This window comes from Thermoanaerobaculia bacterium (assembly GCA_035593605.1).
Taxonomy (GTDB): Bacteria; Acidobacteriota; Thermoanaerobaculia; order UBA2201; family DAOSWS01; genus DAOSWS01.
In genome coordinates this window covers 37,227-60,169 of the sequence record DAOSWS010000022.1, presented here as the reverse complement: position 1 = coordinate 60,169, position 22,943 = coordinate 37,227, and the positions used below count along the sequence as shown (strand labels likewise).

Genomic DNA, 22,943 nt, shown 5'->3' with positions numbered 1-22,943 from the left:
GGAGAGATCATGGCAACTTTAGCGAAAAGGGCCAAGGAACGAAAAAAACTGAAATTCAAGATCCGTTATCGGAATCGTTGCCGCCTTTGCGGTCGTCCGCGTGCCTACTATCGAAAGTTTGAAATCTGTCGAATCTGTTTCAGAGAGCTTGCCCTCAGGGGAGAGATTCCCGGTGTGGTCAAGGCTTCCTGGTAGGAGAGGAATCCATGTCTCAAACTGACCCCATTGCCGATTTCCTTACCATGATCCGGAACGCCCACATGGCGTCCCATGGTGAGTTGAGTGTGCCTTCTTCCAACATCAAAATGAACATTGCCAAAATCCTGAAGGAAGAAGGATACATTCGCAACTACAAATTTGTGGAGCAGGACAAACGTCAGCTCCTCAACATTACGCTCAAGTACGATGAGGAGGGGAAACCGGTGATCCGTCATCTTCAACGGGTCTCCAAACCCGGGCGCAGGGTATACAGAGGTGCCAACGATATTCCCGTAATCCTCAATGGAATGGGGCTCTGCATCATTTCGACTTCCAGGGGTGTGCTTTCCGACAGGAAGGCCCGCGAGATGGGAGTCGGCGGTGAGCTCCTCTGTGAAGTCTGGTAGGAGGTTGTCTCATGTCCCGTATTGGAAAGAAGCCCATTCAGATTCCCTCCGGGGTCACGGTTACGATCGGAAAGGATCTCGTTGAGATCCAGGGCCCGAAGGGAAAGATGTTTCATCAGATCATGCCCAACACGAAGGTGGAGCTGGTTGAGAACAGCAAGGTCCTTCAGGTGACCCGCTCCCGGGATGACCGTCAATCCCGTGCCTATCACGGCCTTCTCCGTGCGCTGATTGCCAATTCAGTAACCGGAGTGTCGACTGGTTTTACCCGCAAGCTGGTTATCGAAGGCGTTGGATTCAAGTCTGAACTGAAGGACAGGGATCTTGTACTTCAGCTCGGATTTTCTCACACCATCAATTTCCCAGTGCCGGAAGACATCACGGTTGAAGTGGATCCAAAGCAGAACGTGATTTCTGTTTCCGGAATCGACAAGCAGAGAGTGGGGCAGGTAGCCAGAAATATCCGTGAGCTGAGACCCCCGGATGCTTATAAGGGCAAGGGAATCCGCTATTCGGATGAAGTGATCCGAAAGAAAGTCGGAAAAGCAGGAGCCTAAGATATGGACAGGATTAAGAACAAACGCATTGCCAGAATTCGCATTCATAGTCGTATTCGGACCCGGGTGTCCGGTTCAGAAGAACGTCCAAGGCTTTGCGTCTATCGCAGTCTTAAAAACATTTACGCGCAGGTCATTGATGACACCACGGGAAAAACCCTTCTGGCCTGCTCAACCATGGACCCTGAGGTGAAGTCCCAGGTTGCCTACGGTGGAAATGTTTCCGCCGCCAAGGCCGTCGGAACAGTACTGGGTGGCCGCCTCAAGGAAAAGGGAGTCAACGCAGTCGTCTTTGACCGGGGTGGGTTCCGCTATCACGGTCGAGTGAAGGCTCTGGCCGACGCAGTCCGCGAAGCGGGCATCAATTTTTAAGGGGGAAGGATCATGATGGAGCAAGAAGCACAGGATTGGATCGACCAGGTCGTCTTCATCAATCGAGTCGCCAAGGTTGTCAAGGGTGGTAAGAATTTCCGGTTCAGCGCACTTGTGGTTGCCGGTGACGGGGATGGTCGTGTGGGGTTTGGTCTCGGGAAAGCCCGGGAAGTTCCTTCCGCCATCCGTAAGGCACTGGAAGCGGCCAAGCGTACCGTGAAGACCGTTCCCATGGATGGAACGACCATCCCCCATGAAGTAATCGGAGAATACAAGGCTGCCCGCGTTCTCATGAAACCGGCCCGACCCGGAACAGGCGTTATTGCCGGTAGTTCCGTCCGTGCGGTTCTGGAGGCCCTGGGTGTCAAGGATATCCTGACGAAGTGTATCGGGAGTTCCAATCCGATCAACGTCATCCGCGCAACCTTTGCCGGGCTGGAACAGCTGCGCAGTAAGGAACAGGTCATGCAGCTGCGCGGCATGAAAGCGGAAAAAACCGCCGAGGTGTCCAATGGCTAAGAAGTCCGCCAGCACCCCGACTAAAAAAGTTATCAAAGTCCGGCAGGTTCGTTCCATCATCGGCTGTCCTGAGCCGATGCGGGAATCGGTCCGCGGGCTAGGCCTTAGAAGGATCGGCCACGTTGTGGAAGTCGAAGATACGCCTTCCGTTCGCGGCATGGTCTTCAAGGTAAAGCATCTCGTCCAGATTGTTGAAGGAGATGGAAGATGAACCTCCATGATCTGACTCCCTCCAGGGGAGCAACGAAACAGAAAAAGAGAATTGGCCGCGGCCCGGGTTCGGGCACGGGAAAGACGGCTGGACGCGGTCACAAGGGGCAGAAGTCCCGCAGTGGATACTCTCGCCGTATTGGATTTGAAGGTGGACAGATGCCCCTGATCCGCCGGGTTCCCAAGCGGGGATTCACGAATATCTTTAAAAAAGATATCCAGGTTGTCAATGTGGAAGATCTGAACCGGTTCCGAAAAGGTACGACGATTACGCCGGAATTGCTGAAGCGCGAAAAACTGATCCGAAAATATGGAGACGGTATTAAGATTCTGGCCCGTGGAGAGTTGAAGAAGGAACTCACAGTCACCGCGCACTACTTTTCCGCCGAGGCGAAGAAGAAGATTGAAGACGCCGGAGGCAAGATCGAGGTCATTCAGTGATCGAAAGCGTAAGGAATATCTTCGTTATCCCGGATCTCAGAAAGCGGATTTTCTATTCGCTTCTCCTTCTGGCTGTCTACCGAATCGGTGCGGTTATCCCGACACCGGGAATCGATCCGGTTGCACTGCAGGAATTTTTTAAGCAGTTTCAGGGAACCGTCCTTGGGTTGCTCAACATCTTTTCCGGCGGCGCAATGAGCAAGATGACGATCTTTTCCCTGGGAATCATGCCTTACATCAGTGCGTCCATTATCCTTCAGCTTCTGACGGTCGTCTGGCCCTACCTGGAGAAGCTTTCCAAGGAAGGGGAGATGGGACGCCGAAAGATTACACAGTACACCCGATACGGTACCATCCTGATATCGATCGTCCAGTCCTGGGGTATTGCTCTCTTCCTGAAAAGCCAGAGCGCTCCTTCCGGACTTCCCCTGGTTCCCGACGGCGGAATCGGCTTTTTGCTGATGACGATTCTGACCCTGACCACCGGAACAGCCTTCATCATGTGGCTGGGGGAACAGATTACCGAACGCGGGATTGGAAATGGTATCTCCCTGATTATTTACGCCGGCATCATCGTCGGCATCCCAGGTGCCATTATCCAGACATTCCAGGATATCCGCACCGGTCAGATGTCCATTTTCAAGCTTCTGCTTCTCCTTATCTTCATGGTCGTGATCGTTGCAGCGATCATCTATATGGAGAGAGCCCAGCGAAGGATTCCGGTTCAGTACGCAAAAAGAGTTGTCGGTCGCAAGGTGTATGGCGGCCAGAACACCTATCTTCCCCTGCGTCTGAACACCGGCGGCGTTATCCCCATCATCTTCGCCGCATCGATAATTCAATTTCCTGCGACGCTGGCCCAGTTTATCAAACACCCGTGGATGCAGAAGATCTCCCAGATGCTTCAGTGGGGCGAACCCCTGTATAACCTGGTGTACGTTGTGGCGATCGTATTCTTCTGCTTCTTTTATACATCGATTATTTTCAACCCCGTGGACACCGCCGATAACCTTAAAAAATACGGTGGATTTATCCCCGGGATACGCCCGGGGAAAAACACGGCCGAGTATATTGACCGTGTACTTTCCAGGATTACATTTGTGGGCGCCTTCTATCTGGCAGCGGTGGCCATCCTTCCGGAGTTCATGTTGACGGGCTTTAAGGTTGCCACCATCCCCGGGATTGGCCCCGCCCTGGACAATATGCTCCCGCAATGGTTCACCGAAGGTATGGGAATCAAATTTTACTTCGGTGGTACCAGTCTTCTGATCGTGGTTGGTGTCGCAATGGACACGCTCCAGCAGATCGAAGCCCAGCTGATCATGCGCCACTATGAGGGATTCATGAGCCGGGTCCGTCTGAAAGGGAGACGGGGCTGATGACCTCCAGTATTGTTTTGCTCGGAGCTCCCGGATCCGGGAAGGGAACGCAGGCAAACCAGATGGCTGAACTGCTTTCGGTTCCCTCCATTTCCACAGGAGATATGCTCCGCGCGAACGTAAAGGCCGGAACCTCCCTGGGAATGAAGGCGAAGTCCTTTATGGATCAGGGGCTTCTGGTGTCCGATGAGATCATTCTTTCCATGGTGGAAGAAACGCTTACCGGTCCCGATTGTGAGAATGGTTTCATTCTGGATGGCTTTCCCAGAAACCTTGCACAGGCCAGAGCCTTGACGGATATGCTCGCCAGCTATGGGAAAGCCCTTACCTATGCCATTTTCCTGGATGTCCCGGAAGAAGAGATCGTTCGCCGCCTCACACGGAGACGGGTTTGTGGACAATGCGGCGCGATCTTCCATCTCGATTCCAAACCACCCAGACAGGATGGAATCTGTGATGAGTGTGGAGCGACCCTGGTTCACCGCAGCGACGACCAGGAAGATGTGATTCGCAACCGGATGAAGGTGTACCGGGAGCAGACGGAACCGCTGGTGGATTACTATCGAAAGATCGGGATCCTGCGCCATATCATCGGCATGGGGACTCCAGATGCTATCTTCAATCAGATTTCCGTCATCGTAGGGAAGGAGGCCTGATGTCCCTGGCACCCAAACCCTTCGATCGGGCCATTATGAAATCCGCCCGGGAAATCGAAATTCTGGATGAGGCCAATGGTTATGTCCATCGGCTTCTCTCTCAGCTTGCGGCGATGGCGGAACCCGGAATGACAACGATGGATCTGGAACAGGTTGCGGAACGTTACTGCAAGACTGAAGAGGTCACCCCTGCATTTAAAGGGTACAGCGGATTTCCCGCCTGTTTATGCCTGTCCATAAATGATGAAATTGTGCACGGAATCCCTTCCGCTCACCGGGTTTTGAGGGACGGGGATATTCTCTCCATTGATTTCGGTGTCTACCACAGAGGTTATTTTGGTGACGCCGCACTGACTGTCCCCCTCGGAAAGGTTTCTTCTCGAGCCAGGCACCTGATGGACGGTACCCTGAAATCCCTCAAGACTGCCGTTGATTCCTGCGTGGTCGGAAATACACTCGGGGATATCGGATATGCAGTGCAGTCTACCGTTGAACCCATGGGTTACAGTGTTGTAAGGGATTTTGTGGGACACGGTATCGGGTTGAATCTCCATGAACCGCCGCAGGTGCCCAATTTTGGGCGGCGGGGACATGGGATGCCTCTCACCGAAGGTCTGGTTCTTGCTATCGAACCGATGGTGTGCGAAGGGGATTACAGGGTCAAGGTCGATGAAGACGGCTGGACAGCACGCACATTTGATGGTAAACTATCGGCTCATTTCGAGTATTCAGTGGCCGTAACCAACGGGAACCCCAGGGTTCTGGGCAGGCCGGGTTTCTGACCATGGGTAAAGAAGATACTCTCGAAGTCGTCGGTGCCGTGATCGAAGTTCTCCCGAACGGTATGTTCCGGGTAGAGCTCGAGAACAAACATAAGATTCTGGCTCATGTCTCTGGAAAGATGCGGAAACACTTCATCCGCATTCTGCCTGGAGATAAAGTCCTGGTAGAGATCACTCCCTACGATCTGTCTAGGGGGAGAATCATCTACCGATACAAGTAGGGAGGAAGTATGAAAGTTCGCGCTTCAGTCAAGAGAATTTGTAATAACTGCAAGATTATTCGCCGTAGAGGCGTAGTCCGGGTTATCTGTGATAATCCGAAGCATAAGCAGAAGCAGGGTTAAAGGAGGAATTCTGTGGCTCGTATCGCCGGTATTGAACTGCCCCCCAATAAACGGGTCGAAGTCGCGCTGACCTATATTTACGGCATTGGCCGTACCCGATCGGGAAAGATTCTGGAAACGGCCCGCGTTGACCAGGGCATTAAGGTTAAGGATCTTTCCGAGGATGAAGTCCAGCGGATCCGAAAGGTTATCCAGGAGCTTGGCGGAATCGAAGGAGATCTCCGCAAGGAAATCGCCATGAACATCAAGCGACTCGAAGATATCGGCAGCTACCGCGGTATTCGTCACCGTGTCGGCCTTCCGACGCGTGGACAGCGAACGCACACGAATTCCCGCACCCGTAAGGGTCCAAGGCGTCATGCCGTTGCGGGCAAGAAGAAACCCGGAAAGAAGTGAGGTAGACCATGGCACGCGGCAAGAAAAAGACAGAGAAGAAGACACGGCGTCGGGAAAAAGTTGCCATCCCCCATGCGGTGGCCCACATTTCCTCCACGTTTAACAATACCGTGGTCACCCTTACCGACCAGGAGGGTCATGTACTTTGCTGGTCCAGCGGCGGTAAGGTCGGCTTCAAGGGTTCCCGAAAAGGTACCCCCTTTGCGGCGCAGATGGCCGCGCAGGATTGTGTTCAACGCTCCAAGGACTACAATGTCCGTTCCGTGGACGTGAAGGTAAAGGGTCCCGGAACCGGTCGTGAAAGTGCGCTGCGCGCCCTTCAGGCCAGTGGAATCGAAATCAAGTCAATCAAGGACGTAACGCCCATTCCCCATAATGGATGCCGTCCCGCGAAAAAGAGAAGAGTGTAGGAGGACATTTTGGCTCGCTACAGAGAACCCGTTTGCCGAATCTGCCGCCGAGAGGGTATGAAGCTTTTCCTCAAGGGAGATCGGTGTTTTAAAGAAAAGTGTGCCATCGAACGCCGCAATTATGCTCCCGGGCAGCACGGTCAGCGCCAGAGGAAACTTATCGGCTATGGCCTGCGTCTGCGTGAAAAGCAGAAGGTCCGAAGCATTTATGGCCTCCTGGAAGCCCAGTTTCATCTGACATTCCTGAAAGCCTCCCGAATGAAGGGGGTAACCGGCGAAAACCTTCTCCAGATGCTTGAACGGAGACTGGATAACGCCGTGTACCGGCTGGGGTACGCTGCATCCCGCGCAGCGGCTCGCCAGCTCGTAGGTCATGGGCATGTCTGTGTGAATGGACACAAGGTTGACATTCCTTCCTTTCTCGTCAAGGTGGGGCATGAAATCACTTTGAAGGAAAAGGCTCTCAAGAACATCCATGTACAGGAATGTGTGGAAACCGCTCACGCCAGGGGAATTCCAGCCTGGCTTGAACTCGACGAGAATACCTTCACCGGGCGTGTAGTTGCACTTCCAACCCGGGAAGATGTTCAGCTCCCCATTCAGGAACAGTTCATCGTCGAACTTTACTCGAAGTAAGGGGGCCTTATGACCAGTGGAATCTTTCAAATGCCGGCTGCATTGAATGTCGATAAGGAGACACTCTCCACGACCTATGGAAAGTTCTGGGCTCAGCCCTTTGAGCGCGGCTGGGGAATCACCGTGGGGAATGCGATGCGACGCATCCTTCTCTCTTCCATCGAAGGCGCGGCATTTACGAATGTCAAGATTCATGGAGCGATGCATGAGTTTTCCACTCTTCCCGGCGTAAAGGAAGACGTGACGCAGATTCTTCTGAACGTCAAATCGATTCCTGTCCGGATGCATTCGGAAACGCCAAAAACGCTCTACGTGAAGAAATCGGGTCCCGGCGCTCTCGTGTCAGGCGACATCGAGACCGATCAGGACGTCGAAATTCTGAATCCCGATATCCATCTTGCCACCCTCGATGAGGACGGCGAGATTGAAATGTGGCTTCGGGTGCGTATGGGTCGAGGGTATATTCCTGCAGAAAACAACCGGGAAGAGGATCTGGATATCGGTTTTCTGCCGATCGATTCGATCCACTCTCCCGTGACAAAGGTCAACTTCCAGATTTTTCCCGCACGTGTGGGACGCATATCGACCTATGACAAGCTGGTTCTCGAAGTATGGACCAACGGCACGTTCGAGCCCGCGGAAACGGTGCAGATGGCATCCTCGTTGCTGAAATCCCACATGGACATCTTTTCCGGTGCTCCCGAGGCTCTGCTTGAAGGTGAAACCGGTTCTGCTGGTCATGCTCCTCCTGTCGTTGAGACCGAAGTGGTCGACGAAACGGAAGCTCTCATGACCCGTTCCGTGGAAGAACTGGATATTCCCTCACGCATCATCAACAACCTCAAAAAAGCCAAAATATTTGTCATCGAAGACCTTACCCGACTTACTTATCCGGAGCTCCTGAAGACGGAGAATTTTGGTAAGAAATCGGTGAGTGAAATTATTCGTGCCCTGAAGGAAATGGGAATTACCCTTACGGGCGCCCCCGATACGGAGGAGGCATAACCATGAGACACAACATGGCAGGCCGGAAGCTGGGCCGAACCACAGAGCACCGTAAGGCACTCTTCCGCAACCAGCTGCAGAGTTTTTTCAAGCACGAACGTATCGTTCTGACCCTTCCCCAGGCCAAGGAACTCCGCAGGCTGGCCGAACGCATGATTACCTGGGGTAAGAAAGACAGTCTGCATGCTCGCCGTATCGTACGCAGGGATATACCCGATCGCCAGATCGTAAAGCGTCTCTTCGACGAAGTGGCTCCCAGGTTTGTGGACCGAGCCGGCGGATACACCCGAATTCTTAAAATCGGTCCCCGGAAGGGCGACGGAGCGGAAATGGCGATTCTTCAGCTTGTCGACTACACCTTTAAAGTCAAGGAAAAGAAGGAAAAGTAATACGAAATCCAACAGATTTTGCTTTCTACAGGGCGGCTATGGCCGCCCTTTTTGTTTATATGGATATTCTTAACCTGATCTTAACAATTCCGAGCGAGACTTATCACGGTTTGAAATATTCTATTCTATGGAGGGGGTAATGAAACATTTCTGTATCTTCTTTGCACAGGTTATTTTCCTTTCCGGCCTGATGATGGCCGGAGGCCAGGACCTGACCGTTTCCTGGGACAGGGGTCTGAAGCTGACCAGCGAAGACAAATCGTTTGAGCTGAAGATCGGGGGGCGTCTCCAGAATGACTGGACCTTCTTCTCGGCGGATCAATCCGTGGAGGAAATTTCAGGAAACTTGGAAGATGGGTCGGAATTTCGGCGGGCCTACCTGACGATTGCCGGCACCATGTACGGTAATATTGAATTCAAGGCGGAATACGACTTTGCAGGCGGCGATGCCGATTTCAAGGATGTCTACCTCGGCCTTAAAAAGGTATTTGGTCATGCGGGTCTGCGCATCGGTCACTTCAAGGAACCCTTCAGCCTGGAAGAGCAGACATCGGATAACTATATTACCTTCCTGGAGCGGGCGATGCCCATCGAAGCCTTTGTGCCCTCCAGAAATGTCGGTTTCATGCTTCATCAGGCAGACAACCGCTTTACCTATGGCGTGGGTATCTTCAAGGACGCGGATGATTACGGTACACCGGCTGACAACGTGTCCGAGAGTACCTGGGCGGTAACCGGAAGAGTGGCCGGTACTTTGTACGATAAGGATGAGGGAAAGAGCCTGCTCCATCTGGGTCTGGCCTACACGTCCCGCGAACCGGCAGGGGATTCCGTGCGGATCCGCACCCGTCCGGAGATCCACCTGATGCCGTCCCGCCTCGTGGATACTCACGCCATGAACGCCGACGGCTTTGACGTACTCGGTACCGAAATCGCATTGGTCCAGGGTCCCTTTTCAATGCAGGGAGAGTACATGCTTGCTTCCGTCGATCTGATGGATGGGGATTCCGTTGACTTTACCGGTTACTACGTTTTTGTAAGCTATTTCCTCACAGGCGAGAGTCGCCCCTACAGAAAGGGATCGTTTGACCGCGTCAGCCCCGCGCAGAACTTCACTCCCGGCGGTGGATCCGGAGCCTGGGAAGTGGCTCTCCGGTACTCCAGCATGGACCTGAATGATGGGCCGGTGTCGGGAGGCAAGGAAGACAACCTTACCCTGGCACTTAACTGGTACCTCAATCCCAACACCCGTCTCATGTTGAACTACGTGAATGCCGATGTGACGGATGTGGGCACGGTGGACGCTTTCATGATGCGGTTTCACGTTGACTTTTAGAGACGGGACCGGCCTGGAAAATTAACAGAATCTTAACAAAAACTTAATATTCTCTTAATTCCCGACCCGTAAGATGCACTATGAACGAAATAACCAAGGAGGTTTGTATGAAGAAGTGGTTCATAGGTCTGCCCGCCGTTATCCTGATGGCCGGGTCGCTCCTGGCGGGGGGAACTGAACTTTCCGCCAAATTCGACAAGGGATTAAAGTTTTCAAGCAAAGACAAGGCCTTCGAGCTGAAGGTCGGTGGACGGCTCCAGAGTGACTGGACCTTCTTTTCCGCCGACGACGATATCGAGGCCAAGACCGGAAAGCTGGAAGACGGCCATGAGTTCCGCCGCGCCCGTCTTTACATCGCCGGAACACTATACGGAAACATCGAGTTCAAGGCCCAGTATGACTTTGCGGGCGGCGACGCCGATTTCAAGGATGTCTACCTGGGACTCAAGAATGTCGTTGGCCATGCCGGCCTGCGCATTGGTCATTTCAAGGAGCCCTTTGGACTGGAAGAGCTGACCTCCTCCAAGTACCTCACCTTCCTGGAACGGGCCATGCCGATCGAAGCCTTTGCGCCGAGCCGCAACGTCGGCTTTGCTCTTTTGAAGAATGACAACCGGTTCAGCTGGGGGTTCGGTATCTTCAAGGATGCCGATGATTACGGGATTCCCTCCGACAACGTGTCCGAGAGTGTCTGGGCCTACACGGGCCGTATCGCCGGTACGGTCTATTACAGGGACGAAGGCCGCAGCCTTCTCCACCTCGGTCTGGCCTACACATCCCGCGAACCCGCCGGGGATTCCCTCCGCATTCGTGCGAGGCCGGAAATGCACCTGATGCCTTCGCGCCTCGTGGACACCCATGCGATGGATGCGGACGGATACGATGGGATCGGCACGGAAATCGCGCTTGTCCAGGGACCCTTCTCGGTCCAGGGCGAATACATGATGGCCTCCGCCGATCTGATCGACGGCGGCTCCGTGGACTTTACAGGGTACTACGTCTTTGCCAGCTACTTTTTCACCGGTGAAAGCCGCCACTACAAAAAGGGCGCCTTTGACCGCGTCAGCCCCTCTCAGAACTTCACGCCAGGCGGCGGTGCCGGCGCCTGGGAAGTCGCCCTGCGTTATTCCGGGATCGACCTCACGGACGGCCCCATTTCTGGCGGAGAAGAGGATAACCTCACCCTCGCGCTGAACTGGTATCTCAACCCCAACGTGCGTTTCATGTGGAACTACGTCACCGCGGACGTGACCGACGTCGGCAACGTGGATGCCTTCATGATGCGTTTCCAGATTGACTTCTAATCGGGAAGGAGATAAACAATGAAAAGATTGACACTGATTCTCTCCCTGGTCCTGGTTGCCTCCCTCGCCTTTGCCGGTGTGGAAGTTGACTCCAACCTGCCCCATTACCAGAAGGTATCCGGCATCTCGGGGAACCTCTCCTCCGTAGGATCGGACACGCTTCTTAACCTGATGACCTACTGGTGTGAAGACTTCTCCAAGATCTACCCCTCTGTGAAGTGCCAGATTGAAGGAAAAGGTTCTTCGACTGCGCCTCCGGCCCTCATCGAAGGCACATCCCAGATCGGCCCGATGTCCCGCACGATGAAAGACAAGGAAATCGATGCCTTCGTAAACAAGTTCGGATACAAGCCTACGACACTCTCGATCGCCATCGACACCCTTGCCGTCTACGTCAACAAGGACAACCCAATTGACGGTCTTGCCATGGAACAGCTGGACGCGATTTTCTCCAAGACCCGCAGCTGCGGAATGAACAAAGATATTACAACCTGGAACCAGATTGGTCTCTCCGGCTCCTGGGTGAATAAGCCCATTTCACTCTACGGACGTAACTCCGCCTCCGGAACCTACGGCTACTTCAAGGAACATACCCTGTGCAAGGGTGACTACAAGGATACCGTGAAGGAACAGCCCGGCAGCGCTTCGGTTGTCCAGGGAGTCGAGAAGGACCTCTACGCCATCGGATATTCCGGCATCGGGTATAAAACCTCCGGTGTCCGTGCCCTTCCTCTCTCCAAAAAGATGGGGGAGCCCTATGTGGAGCCCACCATGGACAACGCGATCAACGGTACCTACCCCCTAGCCCGGGCCCTTTACCTCAACATCAACCAGAGGCCCAAAAAGGGTGTCGATCCCCTGATCAAGGAATTCCTGAAGTTCGTCCTCAGCTATGAGGGCCAGAAGATTGTCGTGAAAGACGGGTATATCCCTCTTCCTGCCACGGTGGCCAGGGAACAGCTCGATAAGCTGAACTAGATGGGATCAATTTCCAAAAAGAGGATTTTTCGAAACCTCACCGCCCACGGTGTTTTTACCGTGGGCGGTATTTCCGTGATCCTCATCATCCTTCTCATGCTGGGATTCCTGTTTAAGGAGGTTTTCCCACTCTTTGAACAGGCAAAGGTAGAAAAAACCTGGACGGTTCCCGGGAATGACGATGATCCCGCCGTCCATTGCCTGATTTCAGAAGATGGTTCCCTTCTTCTTGTCCTCTTCCAAAGCGGTCTTGTTACGCTCACCGATTCTAAATCGGGAGATCTCCGCTCGGAATGGTCCCTTCCTGGTCCGGTGGAAACGGTTGCCTATCATGATCATGGCCTGGCCTACACCTCGGCAAACCGATTATATGGCCTGTCGTTTACCTTCTCCCGGGATCCTGACTCGGGTATGGAGAGCGGTGGAGATGTGCGAATCCTGACCTCTCTCGATCTCCCAATGGAATCCGTTTCAACGGTGGCTATTTCATCTCTTTCGTCGGACACCTACACCCTAGCCGTGAGTTCAGGGAGGCAGGTTCAGATCCTGAATCGGAAGGTGAAACAGAGCCTCTTCGGATCCGGGGAAGTGGTCGAAGATCATGCGTCCATCGATCTACCCGAACCTGTGGTCGGAATGCTCTTCTATCCGGATGATACCCTGATCGTCGGAACGGTCTCGGGAATGCTCGGGCAGTATGAACTGACGGGTTCGCCGCGCTCGGCCTTTCAGGGTCCCAATCCCCTGACGGTCATGGGACAGTTAATCGGCGGAAGAGGGATCTGCCTGGGAGGATCGGACGGATCGATCCAGGTCTGGTCTCAGGCCTCCACCGATGAAGGGCGGAAGTTTATCAAGATCCACGATCTCCCCTCGATGAAGGCATCCATCGCCGGGTTTTCCTTCTCCAATCGGGATCGTTCCTTTGTCGCATGGGATTCGAAGGGGAACCTGGGACTATATTATTCCACAACCGAACAACGAAAATTACTCATGGAAGGAACCCCTGGAAATCAGTACACGCTGAACCCGAAGGGCAACCTGATTGCTGGGTACCTGAACCCCAGGATCTTCTATTCCATCGAAAACCCTCACCCCGAAGTCTCTTTGAAAACGCTCTTCGGAAAGGTGTGGTACGAGGGATACGATTCGCCCCAATATGTCTGGCAATCCACAGGGGGAAGCAACGATTTTGAATCGAAGTTTTCTCTCATTCCGCTGATCCTCGGAACCCTGAAGGGTACCCTGTACGCAATGATCTTTGCCCTTCCGCTGGCCCTGACGGGTGCCCTCTTCATGAATCAGTTTCTCCACCCTGACATGCATCGATACATCAAGCCCGTTGTGGAAATCATGGCCGGACTGCCCTCCGTCATTATCGGGTTTCTCGCCGGTCTCTGGCTCGCGCCTCTTCTGGAGCAGATCCTGCCGGGTGTCCTTCTGGGGCTCCTGGTTGTTCCTCTGGCCACGGTGAGCTTCACCCTCCTTGCAGACCGATGGATCTTCAGGACCGGTCAGGATACCTTCAAGTGGGAAATCCTGACGCTGATCCCCGTGATGGTCGTGATTTTCTGGATTTGCGTGAAGGCCTCACCCATGATTGATCATCTTCTCTTTCAGGGTGATTTCCGACAGTACATCTTTGAGACTCTCCATACCCCCTACGACCAGCGAAACGCCATTGTCGTGGGATTTGCCATGGGATTTGCCGTGATTCCCATTATCTTCTCCCTTGCGGAGGATGCCTTCTCCTTTGTTCCCAGGGAAATCGTTGCCGGGTCCCTGGCCCTGGGCCTCTCCCGGTACCAGACCGCTACGGGAGTTGTTCTGAAGGCGGCCAGATCCGGGGTTTTTTCGGCGGCCATGATCGGCCTTGGGCGAGCGGTGGGGGAGACCATGATCGTTCTCATGGCGACGGGAAACACGCCGGTATTGTCCATGTCACCCTTCAACGGGTTCCGGACCTTCTCGGCCAATATTGCCGTCGAGCTGCCCGAGGCCCCGGTAGGAGGAAGCCCCTACCGGATCCTCTTTCTCACGGCTCTCCTGCTACTGCTCTTTACACTGGTCATCAACTCCGTTGCTGACCTGATCCGTCAGTCGATGAAGAAGAGGATGGGACAATGAAGGAAAAGTCCATGACCTACCTGCTGGCTACAGGCCTGATGGTCATTCTCCTTATGGTCCTGGGTGTCTTTGCGATCGTCATTTTCAACGGAATCCCCAACTTCTGGCCCAAGCCCATTGAACGGTTTGATTTATCCAATGGGACCTCGCTTATGGGAGAAGTCCACGAGAGAAAACAGGTTTTCGAGAAAGACACCCATCAGCTGCGGGTCAAGATCGGGAACCGGGAAGTCAACAGCCAGGATTTTACCTGGATCGATGAGGACACGATCCGGAAGACGACCAGGCCGGAAGACGCGGTCCTCCTGGAGCGCCTGGAATGGGGAAACGCATACGGCTATCTGGAGGGTATTTCCTTTGCGGATCTGAAACGGGGTATGAGGGAGATGCATAAGGAGCGAAGCACGATTGAGCACTATGAGCGGGAAAAGCTGGTCGAGCTGAACGATACGATCGCGGAACTGAACCGGAAGATCGGCCGGAGCGATGATCCCAAACTAAAAGAACGGGTAGCATCCCTGCAGAAGCAGTACGATACCGATCTGGCCACTCTGGAGGACATGAGAAAAACCGCTTTTGCACGGCATGTCTCTCTGAAGCTGTCGGACGGACAGACCCGCGAACTTCGCCTTTTTGATATTCTTCATGCCTATCAACCCAATTCAATGGGCTTTTTTTCAAAAACAGGGCTCTTCTTTTCCCGCGGATTTGCCTTTATGTTCACCAATCCGAGAGAATCCAACACGGAAGGCGGTGTCTTTCCTGCGCTCTATGGGACCGTTCTCCTGGTTTTCCTCATGAGCATTCTGGTCTTTCCCTTCGGTGTCATCGCCTCGGTCTACCTCCACGAATATGCCCGGGAAGGGATCATCCTTCGCCTGATCCGGATTACGATCTTCAATCTGGCGGGTGTGCCTTCGATCGTCTTTGGCGTGTTCGGCCTCGGGTTCTTCATCTACACCGTCGGCGGCACCCTTGATACCTTTTTCTTTGCCGATCGTCTCCCCACGCCGACCCTGGGCACGGGAGGGATTCTCTGGGCCTCGATGACCCTTGCAGTCCTTACGCTCCCGGTGGTCATTGTGGCTTCACTGGAAGGGCTCCAGGCCGTTCCCGAAATGTACCGGGAGGGTGCTTTCGCCCTGGGCGCCACGAAGTGGGAGGTGATCCGTGATGTCGTGATCCCCAACGCGATGCCGGGAATGCTGACCGGATTGATCCTGGCCATATCCCGGGCCGCGGGAGAGGTTGCCCCCCTCATGCTCACCGGGGTGGTGAAGAGTGCCCCGAGCCTTCCCCTCGATCTTACGGCTCCCTTCCTTCATCTGGATCGAAAGTTCATGCACCTGGGGTTTCATATTTACGATGTCGGGTTTCAATCTCCCAACGTGGAAGCTGCCCGGCCGATGGTTTTTACCACGACCCTTCTTCTTCTCATGGTCGTGTTTGCCCTCAACCTGGTGGCCATCATTATCCGGAACCGTCTCCGGAAAAAATTCATGCGAAGCGGAGTCTGATTCATGATCGAGTCCCCTGTATTCCAGATTCAAAACCTCGACCTCTATTACGGGGCATTTCACGCGCTGAAATCCATTGATATGGACATACCCGAAAAGACGGTGACTGCATTTATCGGGCCCTCAGGGTGCGGGAAATCCACGCTCCTGCGCTGCCTGAACCGGATGAACGATCTTGTGGAGGGAGTTCGCATCACCGGCCAGGCGGTTCTGGACGGGCAGAATATTTTCGATCCCGGTGTCGATGTAACGACGCTCCGATCCCGGGTGGGTATGGTCTTTCAGAAATCCAACCCCTTTCCCATGTCCATTGCGGACAACATCACGTACGGGCCGAGAAAGAAGGGGATGAGGAACAAGAGAATTCTGGATGAGATCGTGGAAACAAGTCTTCGCGGTGCCGCGCTCTGGGAGGAGGTCAAGGATGAACTGGATAAGAGTGCCCTTAGCCTGTCGGGTGGTCAGCAGCAGCGGCTCTGCATTGCCCGGGCCCTGGCCATGAAACCTGAAGTTCTCCTGATGGATGAACCCTGTTCGGCTCTCGATCCTATCGCGACAGCAAAGATCGAGGATCTCATCGATCAGCTGAAGAGCGACTATACGATTGTGATTGTCACCCACAACATGCAGCAGGCGGCGCGGGTGTCGGAATATACGGCTTTCCTCTACCTGGGGGAGTTGGTAGAATTTGGTGTGACCAAGGATCTCTTTGTGAAGCCGGCGCAGAAGAGAACAGAAGACTACATTACCGGACGATTCGGGTAAGGAAGAAGGGAACTATGACCGTCCATTTTCACAGGGAAGTCGAAGCGCTGAAGAAGAAGGTTCTGGCGCTATCCGTAGAAGTCGAAGGTAGCCTCAACCAGGCCATGAAGGCCTATTTTACCCGTGACATCATGCTTGCGGACCGGATCATCGGGGCCGATGAAATGATTGACCAGAAGGAAGTGGAAGTCGAGGAAGATATTTTGAAAATTCTTGCTCTCCATCAACCGGTCGCCATTGATCTCCGTTACCTCATCTCCTTTTTGAAAATCAACAACGATCTGGAGCGGATTGGAGACCTTGCGGTTAATATCGCGGATGCCGCAGTCTATCTTGCCGGAAATCCGGCCATCGAAGCTCCGGAAATTCTTTCCAAAATGACGGACAAGGTCCTCTCCATGCTTCGGTTCTGCCTGGAGGCCATGGTGAACCAGGACTCAGAGCAGGCTCGAAGGATCTGTGCCATGGATGAAACCGTCGATGAACTTCATCGCAGTATGTACAGTCTGATAGAGGGAAAAGTCATAGAAAATCCGGGACTTGTGGATCGGTACATGCACATTCTCTCCATTTCTCGATATCTGGAACGCGTTGCGGACCATGCCACGAACATCGCCGAAGACATCATCTATATGGTGGAAGGATTCATCGTCCGCCACAGTCTGGAAGATAAATAACCGTCTTCTTTCTCTTACGGGAACGCCCTTTTCTTCAGGATCTCGAACCTGCCGTGTTCTATGCTAGACTTAGTGGATTATGAAGGATCCGGCGCGGGGTACGATCGAATATCACTTTTCCGGCTTTCACGACCTGATGAAGGCCCGGGTGCGGGAAATCCTCCTGGTTTCAAGCCTTTACGATGCCTACGTCATGGAAGAGGACGGACGGCTTTCCGAGCGGTTATTGAGTGAATATGAAGAGCTGAACCTCCGGTTTATCCCTCGCATTACACGCGTTTCCACCGCAGAAGAGGCTCTGTCGATGATGGAGCGACGGACCTTTGATCTGGTCATCACGATGATGCGGATCCTGGACATGAACCCTCAGGCCTTCGGGAGGCGTGTCAAGGATCTCGATCCGGATAAAGAGGTCCTTCTGCTGACCTATGAACCTCTGGATACCCGGTTTCTGATCCGGGTCCGGGAAGAGAAGTCGATTGATAAGGTCTTTTACTGGTCGGGAGACTCCCGCCTCCTTCTCGCCGTCGTAAAGTACGTTGAGGATCTGATGAACATCGACAACGACTCCGGGGCCGGCGTCCAGTCCATCCTGGTCGTGGAAGACTCGCCCCGGTTCTACTCGATGTATTTGCCAATACTTTACACCGAGATCATGACGCAGACCCGGATGCTGATTTCCGAAAGTGCCAACGACCTGGAACGCCTCCTCCGGATGCGGGCCCGACCCAAGATCCTTCTCGCGGAAACCTACGAAGAAGCCATGGAAATCATTCGAAAGCAGAAAAATAAACTGCTGGCCGTAATTTCTGATCTCCGCTTCCCGCGTCAGAGACAGCTCGATCCCAGGGCAGGCCTGAAGCTGTTGACCTACCTGAAAAACAATGTCCCTGACCTGCCGGTTCTTCTCCAATCCGCCGAACCCGAGATGCGGGAGACAGCCTATCGGGAAGGATTCAGCTTCATCGATAAAAATTCGGACAATTTACTCTTCGAGCTCCGTCAGTTCGTTCTGGACAACCTGGGATTTGGAGATTTTGTGTTTCGTAGCCCCCGTGGCACGGAAATCGCCCGGGCCTCCAATCTGGCCGAACTTCATCGATGCGTGCGGGAAATTCCCGATGACTCGCTTCTTTACCATGCCCGGAGGAACCACTTTTCGATCTGGCTGCGGGCCCGGACCGAGTTCGCCCTCGCGGACAAGCTTCGTCCTCAGAAAACCACCGATTTTTCGACGACGGACGAACTGCGTCAGGCAATCGCGGGTGTTATCCAGCAGAGGCTGGATCAGGATGCCTTCGGGCTGATCCGGGATTTCGAATCGACACAGTTGACGGAATCCAGGGCGCTGGTACGCCTGGGAAGTGGTTCTCTTGGCGGAAAGGCCCGGGGAATCGCCTTTATGAGTACACTCCTCGGGCTTGAGGATATGAGGAAGCGCTACCGAAAAGTTGAGGTTCTCATTCCCGAAACCACGGTTCTTTGCGCGGAGGCCTTTGATGAGTTTCTGGAGTCAAATCACCTCCATCTTCAGGCTTTGGAGAGTCCCTCGGACTCCAAAATATCGGACATGTTCCTGAAGGCAGATCTTCCCCGGTCCATATATGAAGCTCTGCGGCGGATTATTGCTGAAATCAATTATCCGCTCGCGGTTCGATCTTCCAGCATCCTGGAGGACTGCCAGACCCTGCCGTTCGCCGGTATCTACAAGACCTTCATGCTGCCCAATAACCATGAAGATCCCGGCGTCCGCCTGGAACAGCTCTGCAATGCGGTAAAAATGGTCTATGCCTCCATCTACTACAGTTCCCCCAGACAGTATGTAAAGAATACGAACTATCGGATTGAGGAAGAGAAGATGGCGGTCATGATTCAGAGGGTCGTCGGGAGTGAACATGACGGGATCTTCTATCCCTCCATTTCCGGGGTGGCGCAGTCCTATAACTTCTATCCCTTCGGTCCGATGAAACAGGAAGATGGGATTGCCTTTCTGGCCCTGGGTCTGGGACGGGCGATTGTGGAAGGCGGAAAATCCTTTCGATTTTCTCCTCACCACCCGCAGATGAATCCACCCTATGTGTCTCTGCAGAGCTTTATGAAGAATACCCAGACGGATTTTTTTGCCCTGGACCTTTCCAATCCTGACATGTCGGTTTCAAGTGAGGAGACCTTCAGCCTGGTACGTTGTCCGTTGGAGAGAGCGGAGAAAGATGGAACCCTTCGGTCCGTGGCTTCGACCTATGCTCATCAGGACCACGCCATCAAGGACACCTTTTCCGTGAAGGGACCCCGGGTGGTAACATTCGCTCCGATTCTCAAACACGAAAACTATCCCCTCGCGGAAATTCTCCAGGATATCCTGGCCATGGGGCAGACGGCCATGGGTACGCCCGTCGAGATCGAATTCGCGATGAACCTGCCCCAGGACCCCCGGAAACGTGCAGCGTTTTACCTTCTGCAGATTCGACCCATGGTGGCGGACCAGATCAACCAGGAAGTCCGAATAGAAGCGGAAGATAGCGACCAGGCATTGTGTCTGTCCCACAGGGCAATGGGGAACGGCCAATTCGACAATATCCGGGACCTCATCTATGTCGACCCTGAAGCCTTCGATATCCATAAGACCCGGGACATCGCAGCGGAACTCTCCACGATGAATGGAAAGCTGGACAAGGAAGGGAGACCCTATATTCTGATGGGATTCGGGCGCTGGGCAACGTCCGATCCCTATCTGGGAGTTCCGGTGCAGTGGCACCAGATCTCCGCCGCAAGGGTCTTCGTGGAAGCCAATTCAGAAAAACTGACCGTGGAACCTTCGCAGGGAAGCCACTTTTTTCAAAACATGCTCTCCCTGCGGCTCGGCTATTTCTTCATCGACCGCCCTGGGAATGAGAACCGGATCGACTGGGAGTGGTTGATGAACTGCAAGGTGAAGAGTAAGGGAACCTACCTGAGGCACCTTCGATTCGACCGCCCCCTCCTCGTGAAGCTGGACGGACGAACCTCCCGCGGCGTCATCCTCAAGCCGGCACGGTAATCCCTGCCCATGCGGTGGTCCCTCCGGATAACCCCGGTCATCATCCTTACACTTTTAACTTTTCCTCTCTTTGCTGAATGGTCCTGGGTGGAGATTCCGACTGCCTCAGCCCCCAGAGTCCACCAGGCAGAGAACGGGGATTTTGTTCCGTTTCGTCTCGGATATGATCCAGATTCTGAGAGTATCTTTTTGAATTTTCTGACGCCAGAAGGCCAGGGACAGACATGGCGGTTTGACGGAAAAAAATGGAGCTCAGTTTCAGATTGTATTATAGGTCAATTTAATACTGGAGAAATCATCTTTGATCAGAAAGATCAGACACTATTTGACTTCATCAATACTCTAGGCCCCTGGACGAATATCCAAAGTATAGTGGGACAATGGGATGGGGAGGGGTGGTCTGAGGTCGAGATGCTAAGCGGACAAGTTTGGGATACAACCTACGATACGAGGAAGCAAAAGATAGCGCTGTTGGAGTTGGTGGCTGCTTACCATGCTTTGTATATTGTATTTTACAATGATGCAGATCCTGAGTATGTGGAGATACCTCCTGAAGTCGGGGAGCCATGGCTGATCGAATATGATCCGGTCCATGATTTTCACCTTCTGATAGGGAGTGCCAATTGGTTACAGTATGGTTGGGAGTATAAGGATGGAGCATTCCATCACCCGGATGTCCAATTTCCCTATGATCCCTATACTTGCCTTTTTGACATGGTCTCTTTGGCTTATTTCCCTTCTCAAGAAGGAATCCTCGTGTATACGTTAGGCGGATGTACTCTATTATGGAAGGATCAGGAGTGGACGATCTACAAGCATATGAATTGGGATAATAATCTTTTCTTTTCAATTAACTCAAAAATCGTCTATTTCCCGCCCACCCAGGAGATGTTTCTTTTTCTTCCTCACCCGACTACACAGGAAATGAAGGTTTTCCGATTTCGTGAACGGGCCCATAACCGGCCGTTTGACCGGCAGTAGCGATCGATCTCTTTTCTCATCGACAGAAGGAGTTTTGGTTCTCAGCGGAGAGCGTCGGGGTCCAGTGTGCCGTAGGGCGTGAAGGCCTTCGGCCGGGCGAGGAGCAGGGCCAGGAAGACCGTCAGGGCCGTCCCCGTGAAGATAGCAATCATAATGGCGATCTGGTACTTGATGGCGACCATCGGATCGGTTCCGCCCAGGATGACGCCGGTCATCATTCCCGGGAGGGAGACCAGGCCGATTGTTGCCATCGTCGCGACCGTGGGCGCCAGAGCCGCCTGGAGGGCATCGCGCAGGTAGGGCCGGAGGGCTTCGGAAAGCCGGGCTCCCTGGGACAGGGTGAGAAGGTAGGTTCGCTCCCCCTTCTGCAGGGATTCGAAGAAGTGCCGGATCCCGATGATGTCCGCACGGAGGCAGTTCCCCAGGATCATGCCGCCCAGGGGAATCAGATAGCGGGCTTCCATGAGGGAGGGACGGGCCAGGACGGGGCCCATGAAGGTGAAGAGGGGAAGGCAGGTTCCCACAACGAGAGATAGAAAGATAGGAACGGCATACCTTCGGAGGGAAAGACGGGATCCGCGGAGGATGGAGAGGTCCGCGACGACAATCATGATGAAGATCCAGGCGCCGTTCAGGAGGGCATGGTCCAGGGTGAAGACGACATCCAGGTAAAACCCCACGAAGAGAAGCTGGACCGTCATCCGAAGGATGGCAATGGCCGTATCCCCCAGGATTGGAACTTTGAACCACAGGAAGATCCCAAGGGGAAGGATCAGAAGAAGGTAGCTCAGAGCCAGGTTCAGGGTGGAAATATCAATGGCGCTGTTCATGGGATGGCCTGAATTCCTTGAGAGGTCAAAGCGAAATGATGTATGGGAGTTGAGGTCGGTGGGGGGGAGTTATGTATGACGGCCAGGATCGTCCGTTCCTTCAGACCGGACAGGGCAGAGAAGACCCGCTCCTGGTTCTGCGGATCCAGGGCGGAGATGGGTTCGTCGAGGAGGAGAATCGGGCGCTTCAGGAGAAGCGCCTGGGCCAGAACCAGGCGCTGTCGTTCCCCACCGGAAAGCGTGGATGTCCGTTCATCCAGCGTGGAGCTGGGGAGTCCCAGAAGGTGAAGCGTGTCAGTCACTTCCTGTGGATCGGGATAGATTTCACGGTTGGCCTGGAAGAGGAAGGGCCGCAGAACAACCTCACGTACGGCACCTTCCCCGGGCTCGGGCTCCTGGGGAACGAAGGCGATCTTTTTTCTCAATTCCCAGACGGTGTGCTCATTCATTTCCGTTCCGGATATGGATATCTGTCCCTTTGCAGGGAGGGTGAATCCCAGGAAGAGCCTCAGCAGGGTACTCTTTCCCATTCCCGACTCGCCCGTGAGAATTGCAAATTTTCCTGAATCCAGCGAAAAGTCAACGTTACTCAGGATGGTCTTTCCTGCGAATTGAACCGAGATGTTCTTCGCATCCAGGGCGGGAGTATTCATGACTGGGTGGGGTTTAGATGAGTTTTATGGTGGGGGG

28 protein-coding genes are annotated in these 22,943 nt (G+C 53.8%); 26 read left to right on the top strand and 2 right to left on the bottom strand.

The features are described from left to right. Positions 1-9 precede the first annotated feature (9 nt). The 26 genes from PLD04_11405 to PLD04_11280 all read left to right on the top strand — a co-directional run bounded on the left by PLD04_11405 (position 10) and on the right by PLD04_11280 (position 21,423). On the top strand, positions 10-195 hold the full coding sequence (locus tag PLD04_11405) for a type Z 30S ribosomal protein S14 (protein ID HXK68941.1): 186 nt from the start codon (positions 10-12) through the stop codon (positions 193-195). An 11-nt stretch (positions 196-206) separates the two neighbouring features. Beyond that, positions 207-605: a 30S ribosomal protein S8 gene (rpsH, locus tag PLD04_11400; protein ID HXK68940.1), complete on the top strand. Its 399-nt coding sequence runs from the start codon at positions 207-209 to the stop codon at positions 603-605. An 11-nt stretch (positions 606-616) separates the two neighbouring features. After that, positions 617-1,162, top strand: a complete 546-nt coding sequence (rplF, locus tag PLD04_11395) for a 50S ribosomal protein L6 (GenBank protein HXK68939.1) — start codon at positions 617-619, stop codon at positions 1,160-1,162. 3 nt (positions 1,163-1,165) lie between these two features. After that, positions 1,166-1,534 (top strand): 50S ribosomal protein L18, encoded by a 369-nt coding sequence (rplR, locus tag PLD04_11390; protein ID HXK68938.1) that lies wholly within the window; start codon positions 1,166-1,168, stop codon positions 1,532-1,534. A gap of 15 nt (positions 1,535-1,549) precedes the next feature. After that, positions 1,550-2,053 (top strand): 30S ribosomal protein S5, encoded by a 504-nt coding sequence (gene rpsE / locus PLD04_11385; GenBank protein HXK68937.1) that lies wholly within the window; start codon positions 1,550-1,552, stop codon positions 2,051-2,053. Next, a complete protein-coding gene (rpmD, locus tag PLD04_11380) occupies positions 2,046-2,264 on the top strand; it encodes a 50S ribosomal protein L30 (GenBank protein ID HXK68936.1) in 219 nt (72 codons plus the stop codon). Before rpsE ends, rpmD begins: the two co-directional genes overlap by 8 nt. Continuing rightward, complete coding sequence (gene rplO, locus PLD04_11375) at positions 2,261-2,704, top strand: 50S ribosomal protein L15 (protein ID HXK68935.1); 444 nt, start codon at positions 2,261-2,263, stop codon at positions 2,702-2,704. Before rpmD ends, rplO begins: the two co-directional genes overlap by 4 nt. Beyond that, entirely contained in the window at positions 2,701-4,083 is a 1,383-nt protein-coding gene (gene secY, locus PLD04_11370; protein HXK68934.1) for a preprotein translocase subunit SecY, read from the top strand. The genes rplO and secY overlap by 4 nt, the downstream gene beginning before the upstream one ends. Continuing rightward, positions 4,083-4,739: an adenylate kinase gene (locus PLD04_11365; GenBank protein HXK68933.1), complete on the top strand. Its 657-nt coding sequence runs from the start codon at positions 4,083-4,085 to the stop codon at positions 4,737-4,739. The genes secY and PLD04_11365 overlap by 1 nt, the downstream gene beginning before the upstream one ends. After that, positions 4,739-5,521 (top strand): type I methionyl aminopeptidase, encoded by a 783-nt coding sequence (gene map / locus PLD04_11360; protein ID HXK68932.1) that lies wholly within the window; start codon positions 4,739-4,741, stop codon positions 5,519-5,521. Before PLD04_11365 ends, map begins: the two co-directional genes overlap by 1 nt. Before the next feature lie 2 nt (positions 5,522-5,523). Then, positions 5,524-5,742 (top strand): translation initiation factor IF-1, encoded by a 219-nt coding sequence (gene infA / locus PLD04_11355; protein HXK68931.1) that lies wholly within the window; start codon positions 5,524-5,526, stop codon positions 5,740-5,742. A gap of 9 nt (positions 5,743-5,751) precedes the next feature. Next, positions 5,752-5,865, top strand: a complete 114-nt coding sequence (gene rpmJ, locus PLD04_11350; GenBank protein ID HXK68930.1) for a 50S ribosomal protein L36 — start codon at positions 5,752-5,754, stop codon at positions 5,863-5,865. Between the two features lie 12 nt (positions 5,866-5,877). Further along, the gene (gene rpsM / locus PLD04_11345) at positions 5,878-6,261 is read left to right on the top strand and encodes a 30S ribosomal protein S13 (protein ID HXK68929.1); all 384 of its coding nucleotides are present in this window, start codon (positions 5,878-5,880) and stop codon (positions 6,259-6,261) included. 8 nt (positions 6,262-6,269) lie between these two features. Continuing rightward, a complete protein-coding gene (rpsK, locus tag PLD04_11340) occupies positions 6,270-6,671 on the top strand; it encodes a 30S ribosomal protein S11 (protein HXK68928.1) in 402 nt (133 codons plus the stop codon). 9 nt (positions 6,672-6,680) lie between these two features. Beyond that, positions 6,681-7,307 carry a 30S ribosomal protein S4 gene (gene rpsD, locus PLD04_11335; protein HXK68927.1) on the top strand — a complete coding sequence of 209 codons (627 nt, stop codon included), beginning with the start codon at positions 6,681-6,683 and terminating at the stop codon, positions 7,305-7,307. 9 nt (positions 7,308-7,316) lie between these two features. Further along, a complete protein-coding gene (locus PLD04_11330; GenBank protein HXK68926.1) occupies positions 7,317-8,312 on the top strand; it encodes a DNA-directed RNA polymerase subunit alpha in 996 nt (331 codons plus the stop codon). A gap of 2 nt (positions 8,313-8,314) precedes the next feature. Then, the gene (gene rplQ / locus PLD04_11325; GenBank protein HXK68925.1) at positions 8,315-8,701 is read left to right on the top strand and encodes a 50S ribosomal protein L17; all 387 of its coding nucleotides are present in this window, start codon (positions 8,315-8,317) and stop codon (positions 8,699-8,701) included. Between the two features lie 139 nt (positions 8,702-8,840). Then, positions 8,841-10,037 carry a porin gene (locus tag PLD04_11320; GenBank protein ID HXK68924.1) on the top strand — a complete coding sequence of 399 codons (1,197 nt, stop codon included), beginning with the start codon at positions 8,841-8,843 and terminating at the stop codon, positions 10,035-10,037. 107 nt (positions 10,038-10,144) lie between these two features. After that, on the top strand, positions 10,145-11,341 hold the full coding sequence (locus PLD04_11315) for a porin (protein ID HXK68923.1): 1,197 nt from the start codon (positions 10,145-10,147) through the stop codon (positions 11,339-11,341). Positions 11,342-11,359: 18 nt separating this feature from the next. Beyond that, positions 11,360-12,319, top strand: coding sequence for a phosphate ABC transporter substrate-binding protein PstS family protein (locus PLD04_11310; GenBank protein HXK68922.1), 960 nt, complete (start codon positions 11,360-11,362; stop codon positions 12,317-12,319). Beyond that, the gene (locus PLD04_11305; protein HXK68921.1) at positions 12,320-14,446 is read left to right on the top strand and encodes an ABC transporter permease subunit; all 2,127 of its coding nucleotides are present in this window, start codon (positions 12,320-12,322) and stop codon (positions 14,444-14,446) included. Then, positions 14,443-15,963 (top strand): phosphate ABC transporter permease PstA, encoded by a 1,521-nt coding sequence (pstA, locus tag PLD04_11300; GenBank protein ID HXK68920.1) that lies wholly within the window; start codon positions 14,443-14,445, stop codon positions 15,961-15,963. Before PLD04_11305 ends, pstA begins: the two co-directional genes overlap by 4 nt. 3 nt (positions 15,964-15,966) lie before the next feature. Beyond that, positions 15,967-16,728 carry a phosphate ABC transporter ATP-binding protein PstB gene (pstB, locus tag PLD04_11295; GenBank protein HXK68919.1) on the top strand — a complete coding sequence of 254 codons (762 nt, stop codon included), beginning with the start codon at positions 15,967-15,969 and terminating at the stop codon, positions 16,726-16,728. A gap of 14 nt (positions 16,729-16,742) precedes the next feature. Next, entirely contained in the window at positions 16,743-17,405 is a 663-nt protein-coding gene (gene phoU / locus PLD04_11290; GenBank protein HXK68918.1) for a phosphate signaling complex protein PhoU, read from the top strand. A gap of 79 nt (positions 17,406-17,484) precedes the next feature. Next, the gene (locus PLD04_11285) at positions 17,485-20,442 is read left to right on the top strand and encodes a DUF5752 family protein (GenBank protein HXK68917.1); all 2,958 of its coding nucleotides are present in this window, start codon (positions 17,485-17,487) and stop codon (positions 20,440-20,442) included. 9 nt (positions 20,443-20,451) lie between these two features. Next, on the top strand, positions 20,452-21,423 hold the full coding sequence (locus tag PLD04_11280) for a hypothetical protein (protein HXK68916.1): 972 nt from the start codon (positions 20,452-20,454) through the stop codon (positions 21,421-21,423). Between the two features lie 41 nt (positions 21,424-21,464). Here the strand turns inward: PLD04_11280 and PLD04_11275 are convergent, their stop codons facing one another. Both PLD04_11275 and PLD04_11270 read right to left on the bottom strand, forming a co-directional pair. Further along, complete coding sequence (locus PLD04_11275) at positions 21,465-22,253, bottom strand: ABC transporter permease (protein HXK68915.1); 789 nt, start codon at positions 22,251-22,253, stop codon at positions 21,465-21,467. After that, positions 22,250-22,906 (bottom strand): ABC transporter ATP-binding protein, encoded by a 657-nt coding sequence (locus PLD04_11270; GenBank protein HXK68914.1) that lies wholly within the window; start codon positions 22,904-22,906, stop codon positions 22,250-22,252. The genes PLD04_11275 and PLD04_11270 overlap by 4 nt, the downstream gene beginning before the upstream one ends. Positions 22,907-22,943 lie beyond the last annotated feature (37 nt).

Coding starts and splice junctions, on each gene's coding strand:
- PLD04_11405 (HXK68941.1), top strand. CDS start 10: ATGGCAACTTTAGCGAAAAGGGCCAAGGAACGAAAAAAACTGAAATTC.
- rpsH (HXK68940.1), top strand. CDS start 207: ATGTCTCAAACTGACCCCATTGCCGATTTCCTTACCATGATCCGGAAC.
- rplF (HXK68939.1), top strand. CDS start 617: ATGTCCCGTATTGGAAAGAAGCCCATTCAGATTCCCTCCGGGGTCACG.
- rplR (HXK68938.1), top strand. CDS start 1,166: ATGGACAGGATTAAGAACAAACGCATTGCCAGAATTCGCATTCATAGT.
- rpsE (HXK68937.1), top strand. CDS start 1,550: ATGGAGCAAGAAGCACAGGATTGGATCGACCAGGTCGTCTTCATCAAT.
- rpmD (HXK68936.1), top strand. CDS start 2,046: ATGGCTAAGAAGTCCGCCAGCACCCCGACTAAAAAAGTTATCAAAGTC.
- rplO (HXK68935.1), top strand. CDS start 2,261: ATGAACCTCCATGATCTGACTCCCTCCAGGGGAGCAACGAAACAGAAA.
- PLD04_11365 (HXK68933.1), top strand. CDS start 4,083: ATGACCTCCAGTATTGTTTTGCTCGGAGCTCCCGGATCCGGGAAGGGA.
- map (HXK68932.1), top strand. CDS start 4,739: ATGTCCCTGGCACCCAAACCCTTCGATCGGGCCATTATGAAATCCGCC.
- infA (HXK68931.1), top strand. CDS start 5,524: ATGGGTAAAGAAGATACTCTCGAAGTCGTCGGTGCCGTGATCGAAGTT.
- rpmJ (HXK68930.1), top strand. CDS start 5,752: ATGAAAGTTCGCGCTTCAGTCAAGAGAATTTGTAATAACTGCAAGATT.
- rpsK (HXK68928.1), top strand. CDS start 6,270: ATGGCACGCGGCAAGAAAAAGACAGAGAAGAAGACACGGCGTCGGGAA.
- PLD04_11330 (HXK68926.1), top strand. CDS start 7,317: ATGACCAGTGGAATCTTTCAAATGCCGGCTGCATTGAATGTCGATAAG.
- rplQ (HXK68925.1), top strand. CDS start 8,315: ATGAGACACAACATGGCAGGCCGGAAGCTGGGCCGAACCACAGAGCAC.
- PLD04_11320 (HXK68924.1), top strand. CDS start 8,841: ATGAAACATTTCTGTATCTTCTTTGCACAGGTTATTTTCCTTTCCGGC.
- PLD04_11315 (HXK68923.1), top strand. CDS start 10,145: ATGAAGAAGTGGTTCATAGGTCTGCCCGCCGTTATCCTGATGGCCGGG.
- PLD04_11310 (HXK68922.1), top strand. CDS start 11,360: ATGAAAAGATTGACACTGATTCTCTCCCTGGTCCTGGTTGCCTCCCTC.
- PLD04_11305 (HXK68921.1), top strand. CDS start 12,320: ATGGGATCAATTTCCAAAAAGAGGATTTTTCGAAACCTCACCGCCCAC.
- pstA (HXK68920.1), top strand. CDS start 14,443: ATGAAGGAAAAGTCCATGACCTACCTGCTGGCTACAGGCCTGATGGTC.
- pstB (HXK68919.1), top strand. CDS start 15,967: ATGATCGAGTCCCCTGTATTCCAGATTCAAAACCTCGACCTCTATTAC.
- phoU (HXK68918.1), top strand. CDS start 16,743: ATGACCGTCCATTTTCACAGGGAAGTCGAAGCGCTGAAGAAGAAGGTT.
- PLD04_11285 (HXK68917.1), top strand. CDS start 17,485: ATGAAGGATCCGGCGCGGGGTACGATCGAATATCACTTTTCCGGCTTT.
- PLD04_11280 (HXK68916.1), top strand. CDS start 20,452: ATGCGGTGGTCCCTCCGGATAACCCCGGTCATCATCCTTACACTTTTA.
- PLD04_11275 (HXK68915.1), bottom strand. CDS start 22,253: ATGAACAGCGCCATTGATATTTCCACCCTGAACCTGGCTCTGAGCTAC.
- PLD04_11270 (HXK68914.1), bottom strand. CDS start 22,906: ATGAATACTCCCGCCCTGGATGCGAAGAACATCTCGGTTCAATTCGCA.